The organism is Cryobacterium zongtaii (assembly GCF_002909375.1).
GTDB classification, from domain to species: domain Bacteria; phylum Actinomycetota; class Actinomycetes; order Actinomycetales; family Microbacteriaceae; genus Cryobacterium; species Cryobacterium zongtaii.
The window spans coordinates 54,052-72,840 of record NZ_PPXD01000021.1; the positions used below are offsets into that span (position 1 = coordinate 54,052).

Sequence of the window (18,789 nt, forward strand, 5' to 3'; positions counted from 1 at the left end):
AGGGGGCGGACTCGGGGGCGGGAGTCGCGAGGTTGTCTGGCACGGTGACGATCTTAGGCTTTAGTCCTGAAAATATGCCGCAGTGGCACGCGCCTGGTAGCTGACCGAGTCCAGATCGGGCCCGGATGCCGTCACGTGGCCGATCTTACGTCCGGGGCGGGGGTCCTTGCCGTAGTTGTGCACCTTGACCGTCGGCTGCTCGGCGAACGCGGCCGGGTACCGGGCCGCCATGCTTCCTTCGGCGGGGCCGCCGAGGACGTTGACCATCACCGACCAGGGGTCCCGGAGCGCCGTGTCGCCCAGCGGCAGGTCGAGCACTGCTCGCAGGTGCTGTTCGAACTGACTCGTGGTGGAGCCGTCGATCGACCAGTGACCGCTGTTGTGCGGCCGCATCGCGAGCTCGTTGACCAGCAACCGGCCGTCGGTGGTTTCGAAGAGTTCCACGGCGAGCACCCCGGTGACACCGATGCCCTCGGCGACCCGCTCGGCGATGTCGGCGGCGAGCGCGCTGAGCCGGCCAGCCGACTTCGGTGCCGGCGCGATGACCTCGGCGCAGACGCCGTTCTGCTGCACGGTCTCGACGACGGGCCAGATCGCGATCTCACCGGACGGGCGTCGCGCGACGACCTGGGCGAGTTCGCGGCGGAAGTCGACGAGCTCCTCGACCAGCAGGTCGCCGCCGTTGGCGTCTTCGGCGAGCGCGAGGAACCAGTCGTCGGCCTCGTGGGCGTGGGATACCACGCGCACCCCCTTGCCGTCGTAGCCGCCCCTGGCTGTCTTCACGACGGCCCGGCCACCGTGATCGGCCAGGAACTGCGCCAGAGCGTCCGCGTCGGCCACCCGCGCCCAGTCGGGGACGGGCAGGCCCAGCTCGGTCAGGCGTTCCCGCATGAGCAGCTTGTCCTGGGCGTAGAGCAACGCGTCGGGTCCGGGGTGCACGCTGATGCCCCGGTTCACCAGTTCGCGGAGGATCACCTGCGGAACGTGTTCGTGGTCGAAGGTCACCACGTCGACGGTCTCGGCGAAGGCGAGGACAGTGGCCAGGTCGCGGTAGTCCCCCACCGACACCGCGGCGAGGTGCGCGGACATTCCGTCGGCCTCGGCCAGGACCCGGAGGTCGAGGCCGAGGTTCACCGCGGCGGGGATCATCATGCGGGCCAATTGGCCTCCGCCGATCACACCAACGATCGTTCTCATTTGTTCACCAATTTCTGTGCGACCGTTCATCCGAGGGGCCGGGAACTCCCAGGATGAGGAATATGCCGGGACGTAGACTGCGAGAGAAGCGCGTTTTCTCGCTACACGTTCCATTTTCACCTATCGGCCGGACGGATGCATGTCGAGAACAACCTTCAGCAGGTACCGGGTGCTGGCGTTCGCGACCCAGCTCGCGAAGTTCGGCATGGTCGGACTCGTCGGCTTCGCGGTGGACATCACAGTGTTCAATCTGCTGCGGGCCACCGTCTTCTCCCCGGAGGCCCTCGCCTCCGGCCCGATCTGGGCGAAGGTCGTCTCGACGGTCCTCGCCATCCTGGCCAACTGGGTCGGCAACCGGTACTGGACCTTCTCGAAGGACCGCCGGTCACAGACCCTGCGTGAGGGCCTGGAGTTCTTCGCGGTCAGCCTCGTCGGTATGGGAATCGGGCTGGCCTGCCTGTGGGTGAGCCACTACGTTCTCGGCTACACCAGCGTCATCGCCGACAACATCTCCTCGAACGTGATCGGCCTGCTGCTCGGAGCCGTCTTCCGCTTCACCCTGTACAGGTATTGGGTCTTCTCACCGTCCCGCCGGGACGCGACTGCCGTGCCCACCGGCACGGCGGCCACCGGTCCGGTGACCACCAGCACGGCAGCGCTGCGGCTACAGTCCCGCGCGGAGGCCGAATTCGTCACCGAGCGCTGACTGCTCCTGCCGGCGCGAGGCCATCACGCTCTGTGACTGCTCCATCAGGTCCTGCAGCACCTGCTGCACGAGGTCGGCGTCCGGCACGTCCCGCAGCGACAACGGATGTTCCAGCCCCGAATTGATCCGCACCGTCCCGGACCGAAAGAGCGACTGCAGCCAGTTCTTGCGCACGGTGACGTCGTAGCCCCTGCTGTGCAGCAGTTCCTGCCGCTCGTGCACGAAGATGCCGTGCACGAAGATGATCCGGCGGCTGGTCACCGTGTACCGCCGGGTGAGCCAGGACACCAGCGGCAACAACCACAGCAGCACGACGACCAGGCCGGCGCCGACCAGGAGCATCACGTTCTGCCACGGCTCGGCCAGGCTTCCGGAGTAGTAGCCGGTCACGCCGCACGCGCCGATCAGGAACAGGGTGGGCCAGAACAGCGCCCTGGCGTGCGAGCGGAGCCGGGCGATGACCACCTCTGGCGCCGTCGTCGGCACGCCGGGCATCACTTGCGCTGGGTTGGTCATATACCCATTAATACCTCAGATTCAGTACCGCAGATGGGTCACGTCCCCCGCGGCGACGGCCTGTAGTTCGCCGTTCGTCTGGTCTTCCACGATCAGCCGGCCGTCCCCGTCCAGCCCGACAGCGGTGCCCACAAGGTCCTGCCCACCGGGCAGTTCGACGCGCACCGCGGCGCCCAGGGTGCCGCACAGGGCGGACACCTCGGCGTGCAGGCCGCTGGCCACGGGGTCCGCCCCGGCGGCGAGGAAGTTCGCGGTGAGGCTCCGCAGCGCGTCCAGGTACGCGGCGAGCACCTCGTCGGCGTTCGGGATGCTGCCGGTGACGAGCATCAGCGAGGTGGACGTGAGGGTGGGCAGGTCGTGCTCGTCCAGGCTCAGGTTCAGTCCGGTGCCGATGCACAGGCCGCTGGCATCCGGCAACAGCTCCGAAAGGATGCCGGAGACCTTGTAGCCGTCGATGAGCACGTCGTTGGGCCACTTCAGCGTCACCTCGTGCCGGGGTGCGTCCTCGTCGCCGGGCGGCGGCGCCGCGGCCTGCACGACCGAACGCACGGCCTGGGTCATGGCCGCACCGGCGAGCAGGGGAAACCAGCCGTACCGGTTCGGCGGCAGCGGGCCGCTCTCCAGCCGCGGTCGCAGCAGCACCGAGATGGCCAGCGATTTGCCGCTGGGCGCCAGCCAGGTGCGGCCGAGCCGTCCGCGGCCGCTGGTCTGGTTGTCGGTGACGATGACCGACAGGTCGGGCCAGGCCGACCCATCAGGGCCCGTGGCCCGGGTCACCAGCACATCGTTGGTGGAGCCGGCCTCGTCGAGGTACTCGAACCGTGCCCCGATGCCGCGGCTGATCGGAAATTCCATGCTGACGCCTCTTCTCACACCCCGCGGGGATCATAACTCCTGCAATTCTGCCCAGGTTTGGTGGGGCACCGGGCCGACACGCTCTGGGGGCGGTGCGGGGTGAGGCCGGTAGAGTGAACGGCGTGACTGAGAACCCGACCGGACCCGACCTGTACACGACGGCTGGCAAGCTCGCCGACCTCAAGATGCGCTACCACGAAGCCGTGACCGCGAGCGGCGAGGCCGCCATCGAGAAGCAGCACGCCAAGGGCAAGATGACCGCCCGCGAACGGGTGGCCGAGCTGCTGGATCCGGGCTCGTTCGTCGAACTCGACGAATTCGTGCGGCACCGCACCGTCGCGTTCGGCATGGAGAAGAAGCGCCCGTACGGCGACTCCGTCGTCACCGGCACCGGCACCATCCACGGCCGTCAGGTGGCCGTGTACTCGCAGGACTTCACGATCTTCGGCGGTTCGCTCGGCGAGGTGGCCGGCGAGAAGATCATCAAGGTGATGGACCTGGCTCTCAAGACCGGGGTGCCCATCATCGGCATCCTCGACTCCGGCGGAGCGCGCATCCAGGAGGGTGTCGTGGCGCTGGGCAAGTACGGCGAGATCTTCCGCCGCAACACCGCCGCATCCGGCGTGATCCCGCAGATCTCGATCATCTGCGGCCCGGCGGCCGGCGGCGCCGTGTACTCCCCCGCCCTGACCGACTTCGTGATCATGGTCGACAAGACCAGCCAGATGTTCGTCACCGGCCCCGACGTGATCAAGACCGTCACGGGCGAAGACGTGGGCATGGAGGAGCTCGGCGGCGCGCTGACCCACAACACCATCTCCGGTGTGGCGCACTACCTGGCCAGCGACGAGTCCGACGCCCTCGATTACGCGCGCACCCTGCTCGGCTTCCTGCCGGACAACAACCTCGCCGAGCTGCCCGTCTTCGACAGCGAGGTCGAACTCGAGACCACGGATTCCGACCTCAAGCTCAACACGCTGATCCCCGATTCGCCCAACCAGCCGTACGACGTGAAGACCGTCATCGAGCACATCGTCGACCACGGCGACTTCCTCGAGACCCAGCCGTTGTTCGCGCCGAACATCGTGGTGGGCTTCGCCCGCATCGAGGGCCGCAGCGTCGGCATCGTCGCCAACCAGCCCAACGCGATGGCCGGCACCCTCAACATCCAGGCCGGTGAGAAGGCCGCCAGGTTCGTCAGGTTCTGCGACGCGTTCTCGATCCCGATCCTCACCCTCGTCGACGTTCCCGGCTTCCTGCCAGGCACCGACCAGGAATGGACCGGCGTGATCCGTCGAGGCGCGAAGCTGCTCTACGCGTACGCAGAGGCCACGGTCCCGCTGGTCACCGTGATCCTGCGCAAGGCCTACGGCGGCGCCTACATCGTGATGGGCTCCAAGCAGCTCGGCGCCGACATCAACCTGGCCTGGCCGACCGCGGAGATTGCGGTCATGGGCGGCCAGGGCGCCGTGAACATCCTCTACCGTTCCGAGATCAAGAAGGCCGAAGCGGCCAACGAGGATGTCGCTGCCGTCCGCAGCCGGCTCGCCAATGAGTACACCTACAACGTGGCCAGCCCGTTCCTCGCCGCCGAACGCGGCGAGCTCGACGGGATCATCGAACCGTCCGCGACGCGGGTCTCCGTCGTCAAGGCGTTGCGGGCGCTGCGCACCAAGCGCGCCAGCCTGCCCGCCAAGAAGCACGGGAACATCCCGCTGTAGGCGGCGCTGCCATGACAGTCTCAGAGAACCCCGCCGGCTTCGACCCGGCCGAGCTCACCTTCGTCACGACGGGGGTCTCCGAACAGGAGGCCGCCGCGGTGACCGCCGTCCTGCGGGCCCTGCTGCGTGCCGAGTCGGACAACCTGCGGGCCACGCCGAACGGCCCCGCGAGCCCCTGGCAGGACAGCCAGCGGGCCATCAGGGCGCCGCTGCCGCGGGGCGACGAGCGCTGGCGGGGCTTCACGGCCTGAGCCGGTTGACGCCGCACCTCGGTTGTCCCCCTAAATGACGACTTTTCAGGGGATCGCCGGGTCGGCACTATTGGTATTGCTGGGTGTTGCTCTCGGGCAACACGACCAATCATTCGCCGACTAGGGTAAGCAGGCGAATGTGTTGGGGGCGCGTCTAGGCGACATTCGGGTTGTCGCCCTGACACGGAAATGTCGGAAGGGGATCCGCCCCCGGGTGGGTCCCCTTTCGCATGTCCGGTCAGTGCCGGCGGGTCGGCTGGCCGGCCGAAGCGCCCTGCGCGTGCACGGCCCGCGGGATCTCCAACCACAGGTCCACTTCTTCGTCGGGCGATTCCTGGCCGAGGGCACTCAGTCGCGGGTCAGGGCTGTTGATGCCCACCACGGTGACGGCGGTCCCCGAGCCGTCGGCCGCCGTCCTGGCGATGATCGTGGACGCCGTCGTGGCGGCCATGGCGTCGGCCAGAGTGTTCAGCACGACCTCCAGATCGGTGCCGGCCAGGTCGTCGATGCCACCCTCGTCGAGCAGGGTGACGATGGCGCCACGCCGCCGGGCCGCCATCACCTCATGCCGTACGGCATCGTTGAGCAGCCGGCGCCCGCGGATCTCGTCACGGATCGCGGCCTCCAGGTACCGGCACTCCAGGCGCTGCCCGTCGCTGAGCGTGCCGCGTTCCTGGATGATGCGGCGCAGCATCGGCGCCGACAACCGGATGGTCTGGGCCAGGCGCACCTGGCGCTCGTAGAGGTGCGCTTCCTGCGCCGCCTGCCACTCGGTGGCCTCCCGTTCAGCCAGGCCGTACTGGCGCGCGTCCCGGCCCGCCTTGGCCAGCGCCCTGGCCAGCGTCACGGCCACGAACACCCACACGGCGCTGCCGATGACGCCCATCGACGCGAGGGAGCCCGCGCCGGCCCAGACGACGGTGTGAGCGATGAGGAAGCCCACCCCGATCCAGGCGAGGGTCGCCCGCCGGCGCGTGGCCGTGATGGTCATCAGGGTACCGACGGCGGCCACGTACCAGGTGGCGTAGCCGTTGTCGGCCACGGACCCGTCCAGCTGGCTGCCCACGAGCAACGGCACCGCGATGCACACGGCCACGTTGAAGAACCCCAACCAGAGCGACATCCGGGCCGGACTGGTCGGCCACAGGCTCGCCACGGTGGCCGCAGCGTAGAGCACGATCGCGATCAGCGCCGGGACCGGCGACGCCGGCACATCCAGCGAATAGAGGGCCAGGATCACGTGATAGGTCGAGAACAGGGCGGCCAGGGAGAGGATCAGCCCGCGCGGGACGGAGATCATGCCCGGCCACCGCGCTCGCCCAGCGGCCACTCGATCAGGATCGAGGTGCCCCGGCCGGGGCCGCTGCTCACCTGGACGACGCCGCCGGCCTTCGCGACCCGCTCCCGGATCGAGATCCGCAGGCCCAGACGTTCGCTGGGCACGGTGGCGGGGTCGAACCCGACACCGGAGTCGGCGATCTCGATGACGCAGCCGCCGAGCAGATTGGAGTTCATCCGCACCGACCTCGTTACCGGGTCGCCGGGGACAGCGGCATGCTGGATGCTGTTCACGATCGCCTGGGCGCTGGCGGCGTAGAGGGCCTCGCCGGCATGCGCGGGCAGGGTGAGCCTCTCTGCTTCGCAGTCGATGAACTCGATCGGCTCGTCGAACCGGTCCGCGAACGCGCGGATGCGGTCCTTGAGTGTGCTGAACAGAACCAGGCTGTCGTCGGTCGCGGGGAGCGACCCGGCCTCGTTGAGCCGGGCGATGGCGTCCTCCGCCATGGTGGCGGCCAGCTCGGCCGCCTTCGGCGTGCCGGCTGCCGCGGCGGACAACAGGGCTGCGAGCACACTGTCGTGCACGAGGGAGTCCACCTGAACCCGCTCCACCTCGGTGGCGTGCTGGCGCACGGCGGCGGAGTAGGTGGACAGCGCGTTGGTCTGCGCGATGTCGACCCCGGCGGTGGCCTGACGCAGCATCGTGATGATGATCAGGATCACCAGGCCGAGCATGATCGCGTAGACGGCGTCGAGGGCGCCGAGCATCGGATCGGCGCCGCCGCCTGCGGGCAGCACCCGCACGATGCCGTAGACGATCGGGGCCAGGAAGGTGTAGATCATCGCCCACCACTTGGAGAACGAGACGGCGGCGAAACCGGTCGCGACGGTGCAGAGATACCAGAGCCAGGGCTTGCCCTCGAGAGTGCCTTCCGGGGTGTTCAGCATCGCCGGCCAGCCGATCAGGGCGACGAGGTACACCCCCGCGAACACTCCGCTGGTGACTCTGACGTATTTCTTCACCAGCGTGGCGATGGTCGCCACGCCCAGACCGCCGAAGATCGCGACGCTGAGCGCCACTCCGAGACCGGGCTTGAGGCTGTCCAGCTGGCCGAGCATCGCCGGGTAGGTCTGCAGGGCGAAGATCAGGCCGACACCGCCGGCGGCCCGCGACACCACCCGCTCGATCTGCGCGCGACTGATGGGTTTGCGCGGCTGCTTGGATTCGTTGAGGAGGTCGGCACCGAGCTGTTCGGGTGCGACCCGGCCCGGCGACAGCCTGAACGACCGGACCGGTAAGACCTCGGCCGGACTAGGAGCGCCCATCCCCGCCTTCCAGGTCGAGACCCGGCAGGATGCCGTCTTCCACGGCCCTGCGCAACAGGTCCACCTTCGTGGGCGCCGGGCGGCCCACCTCGACGTACTTCACGCGGATGCGGTCGAGGTACTCCCGGGCCGTGGAGTGGGCGATGCCCAGCTGCATCGCCACCATCTTCAGCGGCAGGCCGGAGGCGTAGAGGTGCAGCACGTCGCGTTCACGGCGGCCCAGTTGGGCCTTGGCGAAGTCCCGGTCGGCGTCGATGGCGGTGGCCCACTCGAGGTTGTTGAGCACGTCACCGCGGGCAACGGAGGCGACGGCGGCCATCACCGTGGTCGTCGGCGACGACTTGGGGATGACGCCGGCAGCGCCGGCGGCCAGGGCCTCACGAACCAGGGCGACCCTGTCGGCGATGCTGTGCACCAACACCGACGCGCCGGTGCCGCGGGCCAGGTGCACGTTGTCGGTGACGAGGGACCCGTCGCCGAGGGACAGGTCGAGCACGATCACATCCACCGGGCGGCCGGCGATGCCGTCGACGAGTTCGCGTACCGTCGCGGCCTCGAAGACCACCTCGAAGCCGGTGTTCTCACAGGCGGCCTTGAGGCCCAGCCGCACCGACTCATGGTCGTCGGCGATGCCCACGCGTACGGGGCGGTCGGCCAGGTCGGTCGCGGTGTCAGGCTCGGTCACGGTCACGGTTGTCATCTCTCGTCTTCGTTCTTGGTGCTAAGACTAGCTATCTGGTGAGCAGGGCGACGGCTTCGACGTGGTGGGTGTTGGGGAACAGGTCGAAGGCGCGCAGGCTCCGCAGCGTGTACCCGAGCCCGGCGAAGAGGGCGACGTCGCGGGCCAGGGCCACCGGATCGCAGGCGACGTAGACCACCTGGGCCGGCGCGAGGAACGCCAGGGTGTCGACGACTTCGCCGCCGGCGCCGGAGCGCGGCGGGTCGAGCACCACGGTGGCGGCCTGCAGACGGGCCCGTTCGGCAGCGTCGGCGTCGCGGGTGAGTCCGGTCAGGAATGTGTCCACCCTGCCGGTCTGCGCTGTGGCGCCGACCCACTCGGCGAGGTTCGCGCCGGCGTTCTCGGTGGCCTGGGCGTCGCTCTCCACCGAGGTGATGCGCACGTCGGAACCGAACCTGTCGCCGACGGCGGCGGCGAGGAGCCCCACACCGCCGTACAGGTCGAGGTTGGCGGCCTTGGGGTCGAACAGGTCCGGGTCGATGGCGTCCTGCACGGCGGCGAACAGGGTCTCCGCGGCGCGCGCGTGCACCTGCCAGAAACCGGCGGCGTCGAGCCGGAACTCACGGTCGCCGACCCGCTCGGTGATCGGTTTGGGCGCGGTGCGGCGCCGGCGGCCCTTGTCGTCCTGCTCGGCGACCAGGATCTGCACTTCACCGACGCTGGGGGCGACGACGTCGACGGATGCGGCGCCGGCGAACAGCTTGTCCAGCGGCGCGGCCATTTCGAGGGCGTGCACGGCCAGCGGCAGGTCGTCGACGGGGATCACCCGGTGCGAGCGGGCGGCGTACGGGCCGACGATGCCGGTCTCCGTGACATGCAGGCGCACCCGGGTGCGCCAGCCGGTGCCGTCCATGGCGTCGCCCGGCGAGGCATCCGCTGCCACCGGCACGGCCTCGACGGTGACATCGCTGTCGAGTCCGGCCATCCGGTGCAGTGCATCGGTGAGGACCTGGCGCTTGAGCTCGCGCTGGTGGCCCAGTTCGATGTGGCCGAATTCTGCGCCGCCGGCACGGTCGGCAGGGTCCCGGTCGATGGCCGCTGCGGCCCAGATGTGCGGCTGACGTTCGGGGGCCGCGTCCAGGACCTCGACGGTCTCGGCCCGCCAAAAGCTCTTCTTGTTCGCGTCGGTGAGCCTGACGCGCACCCGTTCACCCGGGAGGGTGTCGCTGACGAAGACCACACGGCCCTCGTGCCGGGCAACGAAGATGCCGCCGTGGGCTACGTTGGTGATATCGAGGTCGAGTTCGGTGCCGATCTCGCCCTCTGGAGTGCTCTGACTTGCCTGACGATTAGTGTTGGTGCCCATTGAATGAGCATCCCACATCTGCCTGCCGCCTGAAGGGTTCCATGCGCCTCTACCTCGCCTCCACCTCCCCCGCCCGGCTGGCGCTGCTGCGCGCGGCGGGCATCGAACCCGTCACCATTTCGCCCGATGTCGACGAGGATGCCGTCGCGGCGGCCGAGGCTGAACGCCTGGGCGAGCCCCTGACACCGCACCACGTGGTCGAGCTGCTGGCGCGGGCGAAGGCCCAGGCCGTCGCGGCCGACGGTGCCGAGCGGGGCATCGACGGGCTGATCCTCGGCGGGGACTCGGTCTTCGTCCTCGACGGTGTGATCTACGGCAAGCCGCACACCAGCGAGCGGGCCAGGGAGCGCTGGCACACCCAGCGCGGACGCACCGGGCAGCTCTATTCCGGCCACTGGCTGATCGAGCACATCGACGGTCGGCCCGGCCGTGCCGTCGGTGCCGTCGCCGTCGCCGACGTGACGTTCGCCGACGACCTCTCCGATTCGGAGCTCGACGCCTACATCGATACCGGTGAACCGCTCTTCGTCGCGGGCGCCTTCACCATCGACAGCCTCGGCGCGCCGTACATCAGCCGCATCGAGGGCGACCCGTCCACGGTCGTCGGACTGTCGTTGCCGACCCTGCGCAGATTGGTGCTCCGGCTGGGCTATGACTGGCCGAGCCTGTGGAATACGGGCACTTCGGCCCTACCGGACTGACCGTTCTTTCGGGGCCTTTGTAGCCCCACGCAGTGTTCTTGCCGCGGTTTTTGTGGGAAAGAACCAAAATTGCGGGGGTTCGGACCAATAGGCTCAGTACCTATGTCGCGTATAACGAAGGTCCTCATCGCCAACCGGGGCGAGATCGCCGTCAGAGTGATCCGAGCGGCGAAGGACAGCGGCATCCTCTCGGTGGCCGTATACGCCGACCAGGACCGGGACGCCCTGCACGCCCGTCTCGCCGACGAGGCCTACGGGCTCGACGGCACCTCCAGCGCCGAGACCTACCTCGTCATCGAGAAGATCCTCTCCATCGCCCGCCGCTCCGGCGCCGACGCCGTGCACCCCGGCTACGGCTTCCTCGCCGAGAACGCCGCCTTCGCCCGCGCCGTCCTGGACGCCGGCCTGATCTGGATCGGCCCGTCCCCGGAGGCCATCGAGCAGCTCGGCGACAAGGTCTCCGCCAGGCACATCGCCGAGAAGGTGCACGCGCCGATGGCGCCCGGCACCCTGAACCCCGTCGCCGACGCATCCGAAGTTCTCGACTTCGTCGACCAGCACGGCCTGCCCGTCGCCATCAAGGCGGCCTTCGGCGGCGGCGGCCGCGGCCTGAAGGTCGCCCGCACCCGCGACGAGGTACCGGAACTGTTCGACTCCGCCGTGCGTGAGGCCGTCACGGCCTTCGGCCGCGGCGAGTGCTTCGTGGAGAAGTACCTCGACAAGCCCCGGCACGTCGAGACCCAGTGCCTCGCGGATGCCCACGGCAACGTCGTCGTGATCTCCACCCGCGACTGCTCCCTCCAGCGCCGCCACCAGAAGCTCGTCGAAGAGGCGCCGGCACCGTTCCTCACCGAGGCGCAGACGACCGAGATGTACCGGGCGTCCAAGGCCATCCTCCGGGAGGTCGGTTACGTCGGCGCCGGCACCTGCGAGTTCCTGATCGGCCAGGACGGCACGGTCTCCTTCCTCGAGGTGAACACCCGCCTGCAGGTGGAACACCCGGTCTCTGAGGAGGTCACCGGCATCGACCTGGTCCGTGAGCAGTTCCGGCTCGCCGAGGGCGGCACCTTGGACTACGACGACCCCATCGCCGTCGGCCACTCGTTCGAGTTCCGCATCAACGGTGAGGACGCCGGCCGCGGCTTCATGCCCGCCCCCGGCCCGGTGCACGTGTTCAAGGCCGCCGGCGGCCCCGGTGTGCGCGTCGACAGCGGCGTGCAGTCCGGCGACGAGATCTCCGGCTCGTTCGACTCGCTGCTGGCCAAGCTCATCGTCACCGGCGCCACCCGGGAACAGGCCCTGGAACGCGCCCGCCGCGCCCTCGACGAGTTCGAGGTGGCCGGCCTGCCCACAGTGCTGCCGTTCCACCGCATGATCGTGCGCGACCCGGCCTTCGCCCCCGCCGACGGTGCACCGTTCTCGATCTACACCCGCTGGATCGAGACCGAGTTCGAGAACACCATCGCCCCCTGGAGCGGTACCGTCGAGGACCGTCCTCGCTCCGACGCCCGGCACAGCGTGGTCGTCGAGGTGGACGGCCGCCGCATCGAGGTGAGCCTGCCCAGCAAGCTGCTGCCCGGTACCGCGTCGGAGAAGACCGCCGGGCCGGCCCCGCGCCGTCGGACCGCCGCTCACTCGGTGAACACCGCAACGGGCGATGCCGTCAAGGCGCCCATGCAGGCCACCATCGTGAAGATCCTCGTCACGGAGGGCGACACCGTCGTCAAGGGCGACCTGCTGCTGGTGCTGGAGGCCATGAAGATGGAACAGCCGCTCACCGCGCACAAGGACGGCGTGGTCGGGGTCATCGGCGCCGCTGTCGGCTCGACGGTCTCCTCCGGCCACCTGCTCATGACCGTCGGCTGACACCCCCCTAGCTGCGCAACTGTGCCCGAACCGGACACCTGCGCCCGGCGTACCGGGCGCAGGTTTCCGCACTGGCGACAGTTAGTCGCGGATGCGGCCGGGGTGCTGGGTCAGTAGTGCACCTTGTGCATCGCGCGTGCGGCATCCGTGATGGACCCGGTCAACGACGGGTAGACGGTGAACGCCTCGGCGACCTCGTCGACGGTGAGGCCGTGCTCGACCGCGAGGGTGAGCGGGAAGATCAGTTCGCTGGCTTTGGGGCCCACGATGACGCCGCCGATGACGGTGCCGGTGCCGCGGGAGGCGATGAGCTTGACGAAGCCGTCCTTGATGCCCATCATCTTGGCGCGCGGGTTCGACTCGAGCGGCATCTTGTAAACCTCGCCGCGGCGCACTCCCTCCTCGATCTCCTTCTGGGTCCAGCCGACGGTCGCGATCTCCGGCTGCGTGAAGATGTTGGCCGCCACGTTGCGGATTTCGATCGGGTTCACCGCGTCGCCCATGGCGTGGTAAACCGCGGTGCGGCCCATCATGGATGCGACGGACGCCAACGGCATCTCCGTGGTGCAGTCGCCCGCGGCGTAGATGTTCGGGATCGAGGTGCGCGCCACCCGGTTCACCCGGATGTGGCCGGACTCGTCCAGCTGGACGCCGGCCTCGGCCAGGCCCAGGCCCTGGGTGTTCGGCACGGCGCCGACGGCGATCAGGCAGTGGCTGCCCTCGACGGTGCGGCCGTCGGTGAGGGTCACCAGCACGCCGGTGTCGGTGCGTTCGGCGGTGGCGGCGCGGGACTTGTTCAGCACCACCATGCCGTTGCGCTTGAACACGTTTTCAATCACGGCGGCGGCGTCGACGTCTTCGCCGGGCAGCACCTGGTCGCGGCTGGAGACGAGGGTGACCTCGGCGCCCAGGGCCCGGTAGGCGGAGGCGAACTCCGCGCCGGTGACTCCGGAGCCGACGACGATGAGGTGTTTCGGCACCGACTTGAGGTTGTACAGCTGAGTCCAGGTGAGGATTCGCTCGCCGTCGGGCATCATCGTGGGCATCGTGCGGGGGCTCGCGCCCACCGACAGCACGATGGTGTCGGCCTCGATCCGGTCGAAATCGGTGCCTGAGCCGTCGTCTCCGGTGGACACGATGACCGCGTCGCGGCCGTCCAGCCGGCCGTGGCCGCTCTGCAGCTTGACGCCGGCCTTGACGAGGGTCTCCCGCATGTCCTCGGACTGCTCCCTGGCCAGCGCGAGCAGGCGCTTGTTCACCGCGGCGAGGTTGATCGCGACCTCGGGGTGCAGCGGCTTGCCCTTGGCGTCGCGCACGAAGAACTGCACGCCCAGGTCGTTGGCCTCACGGATCGAGTTCGACGCTTCCGCGGTGGCGATCAGCGACTTCGAGGGAACGACGTCGGTGAGCACCGCGGCACCGCCGACGCCGACCCGTTCGATCAGGGTCACCTCTGCGCCCTGCTGCGCGCCGGCGAGTGCCGCTTCGTATCCGCCGGGGCCGCCACCGATGATAATGATGCGTTGTTTTCGTTCGAACTCGTAAGGCATTCACTTATTCTGTCCTGCACCGCGCGACCCACCAAACCACGGCTGCCCCGCAGGCAATTAGAGTAGGAGGATGCTCACGACCGAGATCAATCCTCTTGACGCGCCGGAAACCAACCCGTTCGACGTGGCCGCCACCGCCGCCCAAGAAATCGCCGACGCCACCGGTGTCGCCCATCACGACATCGCCCTGACGCTGGGAAGCGGGTGGGGCAAGGCCGCCGACCTGATCGGCGAGACCACCCACACGATCCCCGCGCAGGAAATCACCGGGTTCAGCGCGCCGGCGCTGGCCGGCCACGCGGGCATGTTGCGCTCGGTGCTGCTTTCGAGCGGCAAGCGTGCCCTGGTGATCGGCGCCCGCACCCACTACTACGAGGGCCACGGCGTGCGCCGGGTCGTGCACAGCGTGCGCACCGCCGCCGCGACCGGGGCGACGACCATGATCCTCACCAACGGGGCCGGCGGCATCCGCGAGACGTGGAAGCCGGGCACCCCGGTGCTGATCAGCGACCACATCAACCTCACCGCCGACTCGCCGCTCGAGGGCGCCACCTTCATCGACCTCACCGACCTGTACTCCCAGCGGCTGCGTGACCTCGCCCGCGGCATCGACCCCACCCTGGACGAAGGCGTCTACTGCCAGTTCCGCGGGCCGCACTACGAGACTCCCGCCGAGGTGCAGATGGCCAAGGCCATCGGCGGCCACATCGTGGGCATGTCCACCGCGCTGGAGGCCATCGCCGCCCGCCAGGCCGGCATGGAGGTACTCGGCATGTCGCTGATCACCAACCTCGCCGCCGGCATTCAAAAGACCCCGCTCAGTCACGGCGAGGTGCTCGAGGCCGGCCAGGCCGCCGAAGCCACCATCAGCGCCCTCCTCGCCAGCATTGTGGCCGCACTGTGAGCCACGGCGACGAGACTCCGACCCAGCCCGGCACCCCCGCCGAGCCGCTCCTCCCACGCGGCGCGCACGCCGGCGACGACGAACGCGAACCGCAGACCGCCGTGCTGAACACCGTCGACGGACCGGACGAGACGGCCGGAGAGGTGCCAGCCGCCACGGCAGTGCTGGACACCACGGCCACCGACCCGGTCAACCTGCTGCTGGTCACCGCGACCGACTGGCTCGCCCAGGACCCGGACCCGGAGACCCGCGCGGAGCTGCGCGTGCTGATCCAGCAGGCCCAGGATCGCGACCCGGCCGCCGTTGCCGACCTGCACTCCCGCTTCGACGAGCGCCTCGCGTTCGGCACCGCGGGCCTCCGCGGCGAGATCGCCGCCGGCTCCAACCGGATGAACCGGGTTCTGGTCAGCCAGGCCGCCGCCGGACTCGCCGCCTATCTCCTCGCCGCCGCGGCGAGCAGCCGGCCCGGCAGCATCCCGTCCGTAGTCATCGGCTACGACGGCCGCCGCAACTCGCACGTCTTCGCCACCGACACCGCCGCGATCATGGCCGGCGCCGGCGTGCGCGCCGTGCTCCTGCCCCGCCTGCTGCCCACCCCGGTGCTGGCTTTCGCGGTGCGCCACCTCGGCGCCAGCGCCGGTGTGATGGTCACCGCCTCGCACAACCCGCCCAACGACAACGGCTACAAGGTCTACCTGGGCGACTCCGATGAGGGCTCGCAGATCGTCTCCCCCGACGACGTCGCCATCGCCGCCCAGATCCAGCACGTCGCCGACACCCAGCTCGTCACCGAGCTGCCGCGGGCCGGGTACGAGACCGCTCCGGAGTCCGTCGTGCAGGCCTACGTGGATGCGACCGCCGCCATCGGCGCGTCGCCGCGCGCGCAGGTGAGCGTTGTGTACACGGCCTTGCACGGTGTGGGGTGGGACACCACCCGCCGCGTGCTCGACGCCGCCGGGTTCGCCCTGCCGACCCTCGTGGACGCGCAGATCGCCCCCGACTCGGCGTTCCCCACCGTCGCGTTCCCCAACCCTGAGGAACCCGGCGCGATGGACCTCGCCTACGAGACCGCGCGTGAGGTCGACGCCGAACTGATCATCGCCAACGACCCGGATGCCGACAGGCTCGCCATCGCCATCCCGGACGCCGACGCGCCGGAGGGCTACCGTCGCCTGAGCGGCAACGAGGTCGGCGCCATCCTGGGCTGGCGGGCCGCCGAGCTGGCCGCCAACGCGCCGGGCGACGGCGGTGCCGACGGCACCCTGGCCTGCTCGATTGTGTCGACGCCGGCGCTCAAGGCCGTCGCCGACGCCTACGGCCTGCGGTTCGCCGACACCCTCACCGGGTTCAAGTGGGTCTCCCGCGCTCCCGGCCTGATCTTCGGTTTCGAAGAGGCCCTCGGCTACCTGGTTAACCCCGGCACCGTGCGCGACAAGGACGGCATCTCCGCCGCCGTGGCGCTGCTCTCGCTGGTCAGCGAGCTCAAGGCCGACGGTTTGACGCTAGCGGACCACCTCGACGCGTTCGCCGAGAAGTTCGGCTACTTCGCCTCGGGCCAGATCTCGGTGCGCGTCACCGACCTCACCGAGATCGAGAGGGTGATGGCACGCTTGCGCGAGAGCCCGCCGGCCATGATCGGCACCAGCCGGGTGGACCACATCGACGATCTCTCCGGCGGCTTCAACGGCCTGCCGCCCAGCGATGTGCTGCGGATCGTGCTCGCCGACGGCTCCCGGGTGATGGTGCGGCCCAGCGGCACCGAACCCAAGCTCAAGGTGTATCTCGACACGCACAGCAGCGTCGGCAGCCTCGCCGAACGCCGGCAGGCCGCATCCGATGCCCTCGCCGAGCTCGACAGGGGCATGCGAGCGCTGATCGGCTGACCGGCGGTGCGGACGCGGATGCCCAGCCGGGCATCCGCGCCGGGCTAGCCGAGCGCGATCTCGAGCTTGGCGGTCAGCTCGTCGAGGTCGAAGAAGTTGTCGATGATGATGACGTCGGCGTTGGTCTTGCCGATCGACGGCACCAGCTCGGACGAGGTGAGGATGACCTGCGCGTCCGCGGCGGCGAGCTTCACGCTGGCGATGTCGGCCGCGGTGACGTCAGCCTCGATGTCCAGGCGCTCGAGGGCGCGTTCGGCGTTGACCTTGAGAATGGCGGATGTGCCGATACCGACTCCGCACAGTGCGACGATCTTCATTTGTGTTCCTCCGTGCTGGCGTCTGCGCCGGTTGGTGCCGCGATGCCCAGGAGCGAGCGTACGGATGCTGCGTCCGGCGCCGCTGCCAGCGCCGGGATGATGCTCGAATCGTTGAACACGTTGGCGAGCTCGGCGACGAAGTGCACGTGCTCGTCGCCCGTGGTCACCGCCAGGCCAAGCACCACGTTGACGGGGTCGTTGTGCGGGTGTCCGAAGGCCACGGGCTCGGCGAGGGTCACGACGCTCAGGCCCCCGGTGAGCACATCGGGGCCGGGCCGGGCGTGCGCCAGGGCCAGCCCGGGCGCGATCACCACGTAGGCGCCGAATTCCTCGATCACGCCCACCATGCGCTCGGTGTAGCCGGGTGCGGTGGAACCGGATCGCTCCAGCGCCGCGCCGGCGGCGCCGACGGCGGCCCGCCAGTCGGGGACGTGCAGGCCGACGTCGATGGCGTCAAGGGGAAGTGGTGGGAGGGACATGGCTGCTTTCTAGCGTGGGCGTTGGCGGGCTAGGCGGTGGCAAAACCGTCGACGATGGCGTCGGCGAGTTCTTCGCGCTCCTCCAACGGCAGGAATGCCGCGGAGGCCGCGTTGAGCTGCAGGGCCTCGAGGTCGTCGAGGTCGTAGCCGAAGGCATCCGTGAGCAGGGCCAGCTCGCGGCTGAGCGTGGTGGCGCTCATCAGCCGGTTGTCGGTGTTGACGGTGACGCGGAAGCCGAGCTGGTAGAGCAGGTCGAACGGGTGGTCGAGCATGTCGTCGCCCCAGGCGGCGATGGCGCCGGTCTGGAGGTTCGACGACGGGCTGAGCTCCAGAGGGATCTCCCTGTCGCGCACCCACTGGGCCAGCGGGCCGAGGGTCACGTAGGTGTTCTCCTGGTCCTCCCGGCCGATTTCGATGTCCTCGGCCAGGCGCACGCCGTGGCCCAGGCGCAGGGCGCGACCGTCGAACAGGGCGCCGCGGATGCTGTCCAGCCCGTCGGCCTCGCCGGCGTGCACGGTGACCGGGAAGAGGTTCCGGGCCAGGTAGTCGAACGCGGCGGCGTGGTTGCCGGCTGGGAAGCCCTCCTCGGCGCCGGCGATGTCGAAGCCGACCACGCCGAGGTCGCGGTGCCGCACGGCGAGTTCGGCGACCTCGAGGGACCTGTCGGCGTGCCGCATCGCGGTGATCAGCTGACCGATCTTGATGGTGATGCCGGCCTGGGCGACCCGCTCGATGCCCGCCGCGATGCCTTCCTGCACGGCGTCGACGGCCTGGTCCAGGCTGAGCCCGCCGGCCAGGTGCTGCTCGGGGGCCCAGCGCACCTCGGCGTAGATCACGCCGTCCAGGGCGAGGTCTTCAACGAACTCCCTGGCCACCCGCACGAGGGCGTCGTGGGTTTGCATGACGCCGACGGTGATCTCGAAGGTCTTGAGGTAGTCCGCGAGCGAGCCGGAGGTGGCCTGGCTGACGAACCAATCGGCGAGGCCGGACTCGGTCGTGGCGGGCAGCTCCAGGCCGATCGGCGCGGCCAGCTCGAGGATCGTGGCCGGTCGCAGACCGCCGTCGAGGTGGTCGTGCAGGGAGACTTTGGGCAGGGCGTTGATGCTCACGCCGCTGCCGGGCAACAGGTATTCCTCGGAGCTGATATTCACTCCCCCAATCTATCGCTCCCGCGCCGCGCGTATCCCGAAGCCG

Annotated in this window: 18 protein-coding genes; 7 read left to right on the forward strand and 11 right to left on the reverse strand. The window is 69.5% G+C overall.

Annotation, left to right across the window (positions count from 1 at the left end; all coding sequences use genetic code 11):
- Positions 1–60: 60 nt before the first annotated feature.
- Positions 61–1,197, reverse strand: coding sequence for a 5-(carboxyamino)imidazole ribonucleotide synthase (locus tag C3B61_RS13640; RefSeq protein WP_088455266.1), 1,137 nt, complete (start codon positions 1,195–1,197; stop codon positions 61–63).
- Positions 1,198–1,336: 139 nt separating this feature from the next.
- On the opposite strand from C3B61_RS13640, the gene C3B61_RS13645 reads away from it, so the two are divergent.
- A complete protein-coding gene (locus C3B61_RS13645) occupies positions 1,337–1,903 on the forward strand; it encodes a GtrA family protein (protein ID WP_088455265.1) in 567 nt (188 codons plus the stop codon).
- Here the strand turns inward: C3B61_RS13645 and C3B61_RS13650 are convergent.
- Together C3B61_RS13650 and C3B61_RS13655 are read right to left on the reverse strand one after the other, a co-directional pair.
- Entirely contained in the window at positions 1,862–2,419 is a 558-nt protein-coding gene (locus C3B61_RS13650; protein WP_241990478.1) for a PH domain-containing protein, read from the reverse strand. The genes C3B61_RS13645 and C3B61_RS13650 overlap by 42 nt on opposite strands.
- 21 nt (positions 2,420–2,440) lie before the next feature.
- Entirely contained in the window at positions 2,441–3,274 is an 834-nt protein-coding gene (locus C3B61_RS13655) for a biotin--[acetyl-CoA-carboxylase] ligase (protein WP_103461194.1), read from the reverse strand.
- Positions 3,275–3,459: 185 nt separating this feature from the next.
- Between C3B61_RS13655 and C3B61_RS13660 the strand changes: the two genes are divergently transcribed.
- Both C3B61_RS13660 and C3B61_RS13665 read left to right on the forward strand, forming a co-directional pair.
- Positions 3,460–4,995 carry an acyl-CoA carboxylase subunit beta gene (locus C3B61_RS13660; RefSeq protein ID WP_088457865.1) on the forward strand — a complete coding sequence of 512 codons (1,536 nt, stop codon included), beginning with the start codon at positions 3,460–3,462 and terminating at the stop codon, positions 4,993–4,995.
- 11 nt (positions 4,996–5,006) lie between these two features.
- The gene (locus C3B61_RS13665; protein WP_103430341.1) at positions 5,007–5,246 is read left to right on the forward strand and encodes an acyl-CoA carboxylase epsilon subunit; all 240 of its coding nucleotides are present in this window, start codon (positions 5,007–5,009) and stop codon (positions 5,244–5,246) included.
- Between the two features lie 238 nt (positions 5,247–5,484).
- On the opposite strand, the gene C3B61_RS13670 is transcribed toward C3B61_RS13665, so the two are convergent.
- The 4 genes from C3B61_RS13670 to C3B61_RS13685 are packed head-to-tail and all read right to left on the reverse strand — an operon-like array spanning position 5,485 to position 9,895.
- Entirely contained in the window at positions 5,485–6,546 is a 1,062-nt protein-coding gene (locus C3B61_RS13670) for a hypothetical protein (RefSeq protein WP_103461195.1), read from the reverse strand.
- Positions 6,543–7,850 (reverse strand): sensor histidine kinase, encoded by a 1,308-nt coding sequence (locus C3B61_RS13675; RefSeq protein ID WP_244285939.1) that lies wholly within the window; start codon positions 7,848–7,850, stop codon positions 6,543–6,545. The genes C3B61_RS13670 and C3B61_RS13675 overlap by 4 nt, the downstream gene beginning before the upstream one ends.
- Entirely contained in the window at positions 7,837–8,550 is a 714-nt protein-coding gene (locus C3B61_RS13680) for a response regulator transcription factor (RefSeq protein WP_103430344.1), read from the reverse strand. Before C3B61_RS13680 ends, C3B61_RS13675 begins: the two co-directional genes overlap by 14 nt.
- 31 nt (positions 8,551–8,581) lie before the next feature.
- Positions 8,582–9,895: a class I SAM-dependent RNA methyltransferase gene (locus C3B61_RS13685; protein ID WP_103461196.1), complete on the reverse strand. Its 1,314-nt coding sequence runs from the start codon at positions 9,893–9,895 to the stop codon at positions 8,582–8,584.
- Between the two features lie 41 nt (positions 9,896–9,936).
- Between C3B61_RS13685 and C3B61_RS13690 the strand changes: the two genes are divergently transcribed.
- On the forward strand, positions 9,937–10,596 hold the full coding sequence (locus C3B61_RS13690) for a Maf family protein (RefSeq protein WP_103461197.1): 660 nt from the start codon (positions 9,937–9,939) through the stop codon (positions 10,594–10,596).
- A gap of 102 nt (positions 10,597–10,698) precedes the next feature.
- A complete protein-coding gene (locus C3B61_RS13695) occupies positions 10,699–12,462 on the forward strand; it encodes an acetyl/propionyl/methylcrotonyl-CoA carboxylase subunit alpha (protein ID WP_088455258.1) in 1,764 nt (587 codons plus the stop codon).
- Positions 12,463–12,572: 110 nt separating this feature from the next.
- Here the strand turns inward: C3B61_RS13695 and C3B61_RS13700 are convergent, their stop codons facing one another.
- Positions 12,573–14,012 carry an NAD(P)H-quinone dehydrogenase gene (locus tag C3B61_RS13700; RefSeq protein WP_088455257.1) on the reverse strand — a complete coding sequence of 480 codons (1,440 nt, stop codon included), beginning with the start codon at positions 14,010–14,012 and terminating at the stop codon, positions 12,573–12,575.
- 70 nt (positions 14,013–14,082) lie between these two features.
- Here C3B61_RS13700 and C3B61_RS13705 point away from each other — a divergent pair, with 70 nt between their 5' ends.
- Together C3B61_RS13705 and C3B61_RS13710 are read left to right on the forward strand one after the other, a co-directional pair.
- Complete coding sequence (locus tag C3B61_RS13705) at positions 14,083–14,916, forward strand: purine-nucleoside phosphorylase (RefSeq protein WP_103461198.1); 834 nt, start codon at positions 14,083–14,085, stop codon at positions 14,914–14,916.
- Positions 14,917–15,077: 161 nt separating this feature from the next.
- Positions 15,078–16,799, forward strand: coding sequence for a phospho-sugar mutase (locus C3B61_RS13710; protein WP_241980300.1), 1,722 nt, complete (start codon positions 15,078–15,080; stop codon positions 16,797–16,799).
- A 44-nt stretch (positions 16,800–16,843) separates the two neighbouring features.
- Here the strand turns inward: C3B61_RS13710 and C3B61_RS13715 are convergent, their stop codons facing one another.
- Genes C3B61_RS13715 through C3B61_RS13725 form a run of 3 tightly spaced genes read right to left on the reverse strand, consistent with a single transcriptional unit; the run spans position 16,844 to position 18,740 of the window.
- Positions 16,844–17,116 carry a PTS sugar transporter subunit IIB gene (locus tag C3B61_RS13715; RefSeq protein WP_088455255.1) on the reverse strand — a complete coding sequence of 91 codons (273 nt, stop codon included), beginning with the start codon at positions 17,114–17,116 and terminating at the stop codon, positions 16,844–16,846.
- On the reverse strand, positions 17,113–17,595 hold the full coding sequence (locus tag C3B61_RS13720) for a PTS sugar transporter subunit IIA (RefSeq protein WP_088455254.1): 483 nt from the start codon (positions 17,593–17,595) through the stop codon (positions 17,113–17,115). Before C3B61_RS13720 ends, C3B61_RS13715 begins: the two co-directional genes overlap by 4 nt.
- Positions 17,596–17,624: 29 nt before the next feature.
- A complete protein-coding gene (locus C3B61_RS13725) occupies positions 17,625–18,740 on the reverse strand; it encodes an adenosine deaminase (protein ID WP_370290221.1) in 1,116 nt (371 codons plus the stop codon).
- Positions 18,741–18,789: the final 49 nt, after the last annotated feature.

Bases quoted from the DNA above. Each gene is read 5' to 3' on its own strand.
- C3B61_RS13640 (WP_088455266.1), bottom strand. From the start codon at position 1,197: ATGAGAACGATCGTTGGTGTGATCGGCGGAGGCCAATTGGCCCGCATG.
- C3B61_RS13645 (WP_088455265.1), top strand. From the start codon at position 1,337: ATGTCGAGAACAACCTTCAGCAGGTACCGGGTGCTGGCGTTCGCGACC.
- C3B61_RS13650 (WP_241990478.1), bottom strand. From the start codon at position 2,419: ATGACCAACCCAGCGCAAGTGATGCCCGGCGTGCCGACGACGGCGCCA.
- C3B61_RS13655 (WP_103461194.1), bottom strand. From the start codon at position 3,274: ATGGAATTTCCGATCAGCCGCGGCATCGGGGCACGGTTCGAGTACCTC.
- C3B61_RS13660 (WP_088457865.1), top strand. From the start codon at position 3,460: ATGCGCTACCACGAAGCCGTGACCGCGAGCGGCGAGGCCGCCATCGAG.
- C3B61_RS13665 (WP_103430341.1), top strand. From the start codon at position 5,007: ATGACAGTCTCAGAGAACCCCGCCGGCTTCGACCCGGCCGAGCTCACC.
- C3B61_RS13670 (WP_103461195.1), bottom strand. From the start codon at position 6,546: ATGATCTCCGTCCCGCGCGGGCTGATCCTCTCCCTGGCCGCCCTGTTC.
- C3B61_RS13675 (WP_244285939.1), bottom strand. From the start codon at position 7,850: ATGGGCGCTCCTAGTCCGGCCGAGGTCTTACCGGTCCGGTCGTTCAGG.
- C3B61_RS13680 (WP_103430344.1), bottom strand. From the start codon at position 8,550: ATGACAACCGTGACCGTGACCGAGCCTGACACCGCGACCGACCTGGCC.
- C3B61_RS13685 (WP_103461196.1), bottom strand. From the start codon at position 9,895: ATGGGCACCAACACTAATCGTCAGGCAAGTCAGAGCACTCCAGAGGGC.
- C3B61_RS13690 (WP_103461197.1), top strand. From the start codon at position 9,937: ATGCGCCTCTACCTCGCCTCCACCTCCCCCGCCCGGCTGGCGCTGCTG.
- C3B61_RS13695 (WP_088455258.1), top strand. From the start codon at position 10,699: ATGTCGCGTATAACGAAGGTCCTCATCGCCAACCGGGGCGAGATCGCC.
- C3B61_RS13700 (WP_088455257.1), bottom strand. From the start codon at position 14,012: ATGCCTTACGAGTTCGAACGAAAACAACGCATCATTATCATCGGTGGC.
- C3B61_RS13705 (WP_103461198.1), top strand. From the start codon at position 14,083: ATGCTCACGACCGAGATCAATCCTCTTGACGCGCCGGAAACCAACCCG.
- C3B61_RS13715 (WP_088455255.1), bottom strand. From the start codon at position 17,116: ATGAAGATCGTCGCACTGTGCGGAGTCGGTATCGGCACATCCGCCATT.
- C3B61_RS13720 (WP_088455254.1), bottom strand. From the start codon at position 17,595: ATGTCCCTCCCACCACTTCCCCTTGACGCCATCGACGTCGGCCTGCAC.